The sequence below is a fragment of the Sphingomonas sp. Leaf33 genome, from assembly GCF_001421785.1.
In the GTDB taxonomy this organism is placed as follows: Bacteria; Pseudomonadota; Alphaproteobacteria; order Sphingomonadales; family Sphingomonadaceae; genus Sphingomonas.
The window spans coordinates 1472485-1479662 of sequence record NZ_LMLB01000001.1 but is presented as its reverse complement, the minus strand read 5'-3'; the positions used below and the strand labels follow the sequence as shown (position 1 = coordinate 1479662).

The following is a 7178-nucleotide window of genomic DNA, read 5'->3' as shown; positions in this document are numbered from 1 at the left end:
GGCCGGCACGGCAAGCCGGTCCACAGGACACGGCTTCGCCGGGTCCGACGGGCCGGCGGGTGGAGAAAACGATGACAGATCCCCAATACATGACCGGCTTCGGCAACCACTTCGCCACCGAAGCGGTCGCAGGCAGCCTGCCCGTGGGCCGCAATTCGCCGCAGAAGCCAGCCTACGGCCTGTACGCCGAGCAGCTGTCGGGCACCGCCTTCACTGCGCCGCGGCACGAGAACCGCCGGTCGTGGCTCTACCGCCTCCGCCCGTCGGCCAGCCACCCCGCCTTCACCCGCTACACCGGTGCCGAGCACTTCGCCCCCGGCACTAGCGACGCACCGCTTGCGCCCAACCGCCTGCGCTGGCGCCCGCTGGAACAGGCGCATCCAGGCGACTGGCTCGACAGCCTGACGACGATGCTGGTCGCCGGCGAAGGCCCGGCGGCGCAGACGGGCGTGGCCGTGCACCTGTACCACGCGACGACCGACATGGTCCGCCGCGCCTTTGTGTCCGCGGACGGCGAACTGCTGATCCTGCCCGAGCTGGGCGCAATCCGCCTGCTCACGGAGATGGGCCGGATCGACGTCGCACCCGGCCAAGTCGCGATCGTCCCGCGCGGCGTCCGCTTTCGCGTCGAGCTGCCCGATGGCCCGGCGCGCGGGTATGTCGCCGAAAACCACGGCCAGCCGTTTCGCCTGCCCGACCTTGGCCCGATCGGCGCCAACGGCCTCGCCAATCCGCGCGATTTCGAAACGCCGGTCGCGTGGTACGAGGATGTCGAGGGCGACTATGAACTGGTCCAGAAATTCCTCGGGTCGCTGTGGACGACGCAGGTCGGCCGCTCGCCGCTCGACGTCGTCGCCTGGCACGGCAATCTCGCGCCGTGTCGCTACGATCTGTCGCGGTTCAACACGATCGGCACGGTCAGCTTTGACCATCCCGATCCGTCCATCTTCACCGTTCTGACCTCGCCGAGCGACATGGTCGGTACCGCCAACGTCGACTTCGTCATCTTCCCGCCGCGCTGGATGGTGGCGGAAGACACGTTCCGCCCGCCGTGGTTCCACCGCAACACGATGAGCGAGTGCATGGGTCTGATCCACGGCGCCTATGACGCGAAGGCCGATGGCTTCCGCCCCGGCGCGCTGTCGCTGCACAACCAGATGAGCGGCCACGGCCCCGATGTGGCCAGCTGGAAGGGCGCGAGTGAGGCGGAGCTGAAACCGCACAAGATCGACGGCACGATGGCTTTCATGATCGAAAGCCGCTGGGTCTTCCGCGCGACCGATTACGCCCTGGAAACGAGCGCGCTGGACGAGGATTACGACGAGGTTTGGGCGGACTTTCCCAAGGCGCGGTTGCCCTGAAGCGCGGCCGTTAGCCCTTCACCGACTGCGCGATCGTCCGCCAAGTCGCCTTGCCATAGGGCGGCTTCAGCCCGGCCAGCTTCGCCACATCCAGGCGCGATTGCCTGAACACCGCCTTGGCATGACTGAAGGTGCGGAACCCGTCGCGGCCGTGATAGGCGCCCATGCCCGACGGCCCGATCCCGCCGAAGGGCAGATCCTCCATCGACACGTGCAGCACGACATCGTTGACGGTCACCCCGCCGGAGATCGTCCGATCGAGCACCCGCGCCTGTTCGGCTGCATCCGCGCCGAAATAGTACAGCCCCAGCGGCCGGTCGCGGCGGTTTACTTCGGCGATGGCGTCGTCGACGCGCTCGTAACGGCGGATCGGCAGGATAGGGCCGAAGATCTCCTCCTGCATCACCGTCATGTCGTCGGTCGCACCGCGGATGATGTGGAGCGGCATCTTGCGGCTGTTGCTCGCAGCGAAGTCCTCGCCTGCCGGGTTCACGACCTCGACGTCGGCGCCCTTCGCGCGCGCGTCGGCGATCCAGTCGGTCAGGCGGGCATGATGCCGGTCGTTGATGATCGCGGTATAGTCCGGGTTCGCGAGCAGCGTCGGATACATCGCCGATGCCGCCGCCTTCAGCCCGTCGACCACCGCCCCCTCCTCGTCGGCCGGCACCAGCAGATAATCGGGCGCGAGGCAGATCTGCCCCGCATTCAGCATCTTGCCGAGCGCGATCCGCTCGGTCGTGCGCGCGATATCGGCCGACCGCCCGACGATCACCGGCGATTTGCCGCCAAGCTCCAGCGTGACCGGCACCAGATTGTCCGCCGCTGCATGCAGGATGTGCCGCCCGATCCCGGTCGCGCCGGTGAAGATCAGGTGGTTGAACGGCAGCGCGGCAAAGGCCTGTCCGACCTCCGGCCCACCCGACACGAAGGCGAGTTCGTCCGCTGCGAAATATCGACCCGCCAGTTCCTCGAACAACGCAGCCGTTCGCGGAGTGTATTCGGATGTCTTGACCATCGCCCGGTTGCCCGCCGCGAAGATGCCGGCGAGCGGCGCCATCACCAGGTTGACCGGGAAATTCCACGGCGCGATCACCCCGACGACACCCTTGGGCTGATACTCGACCCACGCCCGCGCCCCCAGCAGCCCGAGCGGAAATCGCACGCTGCGTCTCTCGCGGGCCATCCAGCGATCGACATGTCTCAGCGCATGGGACAGCGGGCCGATCGACGCGCCGATGTCCGTAATCATCGACTGTTCGCGGCTGCGGTGACCGAAATCCTCGCTGAGCGCATCGCACCAGGCGTCGGCATGGTCGCGAACCAGCGCTATGGCACGCTTCAGCCGATCCTTGCGCACCGCCGCGGCGACGGGAATCTCTATCATGATGGCGGCGCGCTGGCGTTCGAGCAATTGGACAAGGTCGGTCATGCGCGCGATCCTATCGCAGATTAAGGGCGATCCACATCCCGAAAGCCGCAACCGCGAGCAGCGTGCCGAGCGGCAGCCGATCGTCCGCACGCATCCGCCGTAGGAGCGCCCAGCCCAGCCCCATCAGGCAGGCGACAACCACCACCCAGGGAAGCGCCCGCCAACCGAGCCAAAGCCCGATCGCACCGAGCAGCTTCGCATCGCCCCCGCCAAGCCCCATCCGGCCGCGCAGGCGCCGGTATCCGGCAGCGATCAGCCAGAGGGTGCCGAAGCCCGCAACGCCGCCGACCGCGCGATCGGTCAGGTCCGGCGCCAGACCGGCGACACCCGTCGCCAGCCCCAGCATGGCGAGCGCCATCGTCACCGGGTTGGGCAGGCGAAACGCAACGAAATCGATCGCGCCGGCGAGCAGCAAAATCCATCCGAACACCGCGCCGGCGACCGCCAGCGATCCCGTAGCGGCGACACCCGCCGCCATCCCGATTACGGCGCCGATCAGCTCGATCGCCGGATGCAGCGTACCGATGCGTGCCCCGCATGTGCTGCAGCGCCCCCGCAGGACCAGCCAGATCAGGATCGGGATCAGCTCGAGCGCTCGCAGCGTCCGCCCGCAGCCATCGCACCACGACCGCCCACCGAGTGCAGACGCGGGCCAGCGCACCGCGACGGTCGCGATGAAGCTGCCGAAGATCGCCCCCAGGCCCCCGAGGCCGATCGCCCAGTAAATCGCGCGTTACTCGCTCTTCTTGCGGATCAGATAGCGATACACGCCGAACAGGTTGATGCCCAGCAGCACGCCGTTCTGCGCCGTCAGCGCCCAGTCCCGCGTCAGCACCGCCCCTCCGATCCAAGCGATGGCAGAGGCGACGAAGATCACGAACCCCCACCCGGTCACGCGTCGCCCGCTGTCGAGCGACACCATAAAGGCGGCGGTGATGCCGGTGCCGGTGGCGAACCACTTCAGGCCGGTAACGAAGGGGCTCTCATCCATGCGTCTCCAACGCCTACGTCAGGCGCCGGGCCGCGCAGAATCGTTGCGATCCAGATCGTAAGGGCCGATCAGCCCTTCTTCAAATGCCGCCGCCCGAGCAGTTCGGCGATCTGCACCGCGTTCAGCGCCGCACCCTTGCGCAGGTTGTCGCTGACGCACCACAGTGCGAGACCGTTTTCGACCGTCGGGTCCTCGCGCACGCGGCTGACGAAGGTCGCATAGTCGCCGACGCATTCGACCGGAGTGACATAGCCGCCGTCCTCGCGCTTATCGACCAGCATCACGCCCGGCGCTTCGCGCAGGATCTTCTGCGCGTCCTCGGCCGACAGCTCGTTCTCCATCTCGATATGCAGCGCTTCTGCATGTCCGACGAAGACGGGTACGCGGACGCAGGTCGCGACGACCTTGATCTTGGGGTCGAGGATCTTCTTCGTCTCGACCACCATCTTCCATTCTTCCTTGGTCGATCCGTCGTCCAGAAAGCTGTCGATGTGCGGGATCACGTTGAACGCGATCTGCTTGGTGAACTTTCTGGGCTCGGCCGAGTCACCGACGAAAATGTTGCGGCTCTGCTCGAACAGCTCGTCCATGCCGGCCTTCCCCGCGCCCGACACCGACTGATACGTCGCGACGACGACGCGCGTGATCCTGGCGGCATCATGGATCGGCTTCAGCGCGACGACCATCTGCGCGGTAGAGCAGTTCGGATTGGCGATGATGTTCTTCGCCTTGTAACCGTCGATCGCGTCCGGGTTCACTTCGGGCACGATCAGCGGCACGTCCGGGTCCATCCGGAACAGCGACGAATTGTCGATGACGGTGCAGCCGGCGGCAGCAAAACGCGGCGCGTGAAGCTTGGTCGCCTCCGACCCGATCGCGAAGATCGCCATGTCCCAGCCCGCGGGGTCGAAATGCTCGATATTCTGGATCTTGAGCTTGCGGCCGGTTTCGCCAAAATCGACCTCGTCGCCCTGGCTGCGCGCAGACGCGAGCACCGCGATCTCGTCGATCGGAAATTCGCGATCGGCCAGGATGGCGAGAACCTCGCGCCCGACATTGCCCGTCGCGCCGGCGACTACGACCCGATACCCCATGAAACCCTCCACTTGCTCGCGCGCGGCCCTAGCGGTGGGCCGGCGCGCGGGCAAGCAAAGCTCTACTTTCCGCCGGCCCCAACCGTCCTATCGAGGAAGTTCAGGATCGTCGTCCAGACGTGGATGTCGCGGCCGGCCGAGTGGGTCTTGCCGGGGTAGAACATCATCTCGAACGGCGTGTTCGTCGCCTGCATCTTGGCGGCGAAGGCGGTCGAATTGTCGAGCACGACGTTATCGTCCGCCATGCCGTGGATCAGCAGCAACGGGTCGCTGATCTTAGGGCCATCCTCGATCGCCGCCGACTTCGCATACGCCGCCTTGTCGCGGCCCATCGGGTCGGTGCCCATGTAGCGTTCGGTGTAGTGGGTGTCGTAGAGTTCCCACTTCGTCACCGGCGCGCCCGAGATACCGGCGGCATAGACGCCCGGATTCGCCTCCAGCATCTTCAGCGTCATGTACCCGCCGTAGGACCAGCCATAGGTCGCGATGCGCCTGGGATCGACGAAATCCAGGGACTTCAGGTAGTTCGCGCCGGCGAGCTGGTCGCGCACCTCGACCCCGCCCATCGCGTGCCAGATCGCATCCTCGTAGGCCTTGCCACGATTGGCGGAGCCGCGGTTGTCGATCATGAAGACGATGTAGCCCTTGTCAACCAGCAGCTGGTGCAGCGGCGGTCCCCAGTTGCGCGTCACCGTCTGGCTGTGCGGGCCGCCGTAATGTTCGAAAAACACCGGGTATTTCTTGCCCGGCTCGAGCTTGGGGGTCAGCATTTCCCAATACAGCGTCTCGCCGTCCGGCGCTTTCAGGCTGCCGAACTTGGTCTCCGCATGGCTGGCGAGATACGGGTAGTAGGGGTGCCCCGGCCGGATCGCATTCTCGGTGATCCACGACAGTCGCTTGCCGGTTGCGTCCGCCAGATAGACCTGCGTCGGCTGTGTCGGGTTGGAGCGCTGGACGATGAAGCGGCTGGTGCCCTCGTCGGCGGTGGCATTGTTCCACCAGCCCGCCTCGGTCAGGCGCGTGGTCGCCAGCGTCTTCAGGTCGAGCGCATAGACGTGGCGTTCGAGCGCGCCGTCCTTGTTGCCGTTGAAGTAGAGCTTTCCGGCCTTTTCATCGACGCCGTTGATCCCGGCGACCTCCCACGGCCCCTTCGTCAGCTGCGTCCATTTGCCGGCATCGAAGCGGTAGAGGTGGCCGTGGCCATCGCGTTCCGACCACCAGACGATACTGCCGTCCGTCATCGGCACGAACACGTTCGACAGGTTCACCCAGCTCTTCGACCCCGACTTTTCGGTGAAGAGGACGCTCGACGCGCCGGTCGCGGGATCGACCTTCAGCACGTCGAGCACGGTCTGCTCGCGGTTCTGACGCTGGACGTATAGCGTCTTGCCGTCCGGCGCCCACTTCACGCGGGCCAGATAGATGTCGCGGTCCTTGCCCAGATCGACCTTTACCGCGCCAGTGCCGTCCGGGCGCATCACGTAAAGCTCGACCAGTACGTTCGGCGTGCCGGCGGCCGGATAGCGTTGTTCGAACACCCGCGTCCCGTCCGCACCGATCGCTGCGCGGACGACGGTGCCGACCGGCGCCTCGTCGAACCGTTCGACAGCGACGTACTGCTCGTCGGGCGACCACCAGTAACCGGTGGTGCGATCCATTTCCTCCTGCGCGACGAATTCCGCCTCACCCCAATGCACCGTCCCGGCGCCATCGGGCGTGATCTTGCGCGCTTCCCCGCCGTTCAGGTCGGAGACGTAGAGGTTCTGGTCGCGGACGAAGCTGAGCAGATTGCCGCGCGGGCTGACCAGCGGATTGAGCTCGCCGCCCGGCGTGTTGGTCAGGCGCTTCACCTGCCCGTCGAGCGTCGCGAGATAGAGATCGCCATCGAGCGGGACGAGGATCGACTTGCCGTCCGACGACCATTGATAGGAGACGATCCCGCGCTGGCCGCCGATGCGCGCCCGTTCGCGCTGCATCTTCTCAGCCTCGCTCAGATCGGCGCCGGTGCCGACCTTCTTGCTATCGACCAGCATCCGCCACTGGCCGGTCGCGGTGTCCATCGCCCAAAGATCGAAGCGATCCTTCTCCTCCGCCCGCGGGCGCAGCGAGGTCAGCAACCGGCCATCGGGCGACAGTTTCAGCGCGCGCGGCTGCTCGCCGGCCAGGTCGGGACTGGCGAAGACGCGGTCGAGCGTCAGGTCGTCGGCTTGGGCGGGAATGGACATGACGGCGACGGAAGCGGCAAGCGCCGCGAGAGTGGTGCGAAGCATGGGGCGCAGCCTATCCGACCGCCGCATGCTTCG

6 protein-coding genes are annotated in these 7178 nt (G+C 66.5%); 1 reads left to right on the top strand and 5 read right to left on the bottom strand.

The window, feature by feature from the left end:
• The first annotated feature begins 71 nt into the window (after window positions 1-71).
• On the top strand, window positions 72-1361 hold the full coding sequence (gene hmgA, locus ASE86_RS07365) for a homogentisate 1,2-dioxygenase (protein WP_056424107.1): 1290 nt from the start codon (window positions 72-74) through the stop codon (window positions 1359-1361).
• A 10-nt stretch (window positions 1362-1371) separates the two neighbouring features.
• On the opposite strand, the gene ASE86_RS07360 is transcribed toward hmgA, so the two are convergent.
• The 5 genes from ASE86_RS07360 to ASE86_RS07340 all read right to left on the bottom strand — a co-directional run bounded on the left by ASE86_RS07360 (window position 1372) and on the right by ASE86_RS07340 (window position 7145).
• Complete coding sequence (locus tag ASE86_RS07360) at window positions 1372-2790, bottom strand: coniferyl aldehyde dehydrogenase (RefSeq protein WP_056424105.1); 1419 nt, start codon at window positions 2788-2790, stop codon at window positions 1372-1374.
• Window positions 2791-2800: 10 nt separating this feature from the next.
• Window positions 2801-3481 carry a prepilin peptidase gene (locus ASE86_RS07355; protein WP_321162991.1) on the bottom strand — a complete coding sequence of 227 codons (681 nt, stop codon included), beginning with the start codon at window positions 3479-3481 and terminating at the stop codon, window positions 2801-2803.
• A 42-nt stretch (window positions 3482-3523) separates the two neighbouring features.
• The gene (locus ASE86_RS07350; protein WP_235524015.1) at window positions 3524-3781 is read right to left on the bottom strand and encodes a hypothetical protein; all 258 of its coding nucleotides are present in this window, start codon (window positions 3779-3781) and stop codon (window positions 3524-3526) included.
• A 68-nt stretch (window positions 3782-3849) separates the two neighbouring features.
• Window positions 3850-4875 (bottom strand): aspartate-semialdehyde dehydrogenase, encoded by a 1026-nt coding sequence (locus ASE86_RS07345; protein ID WP_056424102.1) that lies wholly within the window; start codon window positions 4873-4875, stop codon window positions 3850-3852.
• A gap of 62 nt (window positions 4876-4937) precedes the next feature.
• Window positions 4938-7145: a DPP IV N-terminal domain-containing protein gene (locus ASE86_RS07340; RefSeq protein ID WP_056424100.1), complete on the bottom strand. Its 2208-nt coding sequence runs from the start codon at window positions 7143-7145 to the stop codon at window positions 4938-4940.
• Window positions 7146-7178: the final 33 nt, after the last annotated feature.

Excerpts from the sequence above, each read along its gene's own strand:
- ASE86_RS07340 (WP_056424100.1), bottom strand. The coding sequence starts at position 7,145 with ATGCTTCGCACCACTCTCGCGGCGCTTGCCGCTTCCGTCGCCGTCATG.
- ASE86_RS07350 (WP_235524015.1), bottom strand. The coding sequence starts at position 3,781 with ATGGATGAGAGCCCCTTCGTTACCGGCCTGAAGTGGTTCGCCACCGGC.
- ASE86_RS07345 (WP_056424102.1), bottom strand. The coding sequence starts at position 4,875 with ATGGGGTATCGGGTCGTAGTCGCCGGCGCGACGGGCAATGTCGGGCGC.
- hmgA (WP_056424107.1), top strand. The coding sequence starts at position 72 with ATGACAGATCCCCAATACATGACCGGCTTCGGCAACCACTTCGCCACC.
- ASE86_RS07360 (WP_056424105.1), bottom strand. The coding sequence starts at position 2,790 with ATGACCGACCTTGTCCAATTGCTCGAACGCCAGCGCGCCGCCATCATG.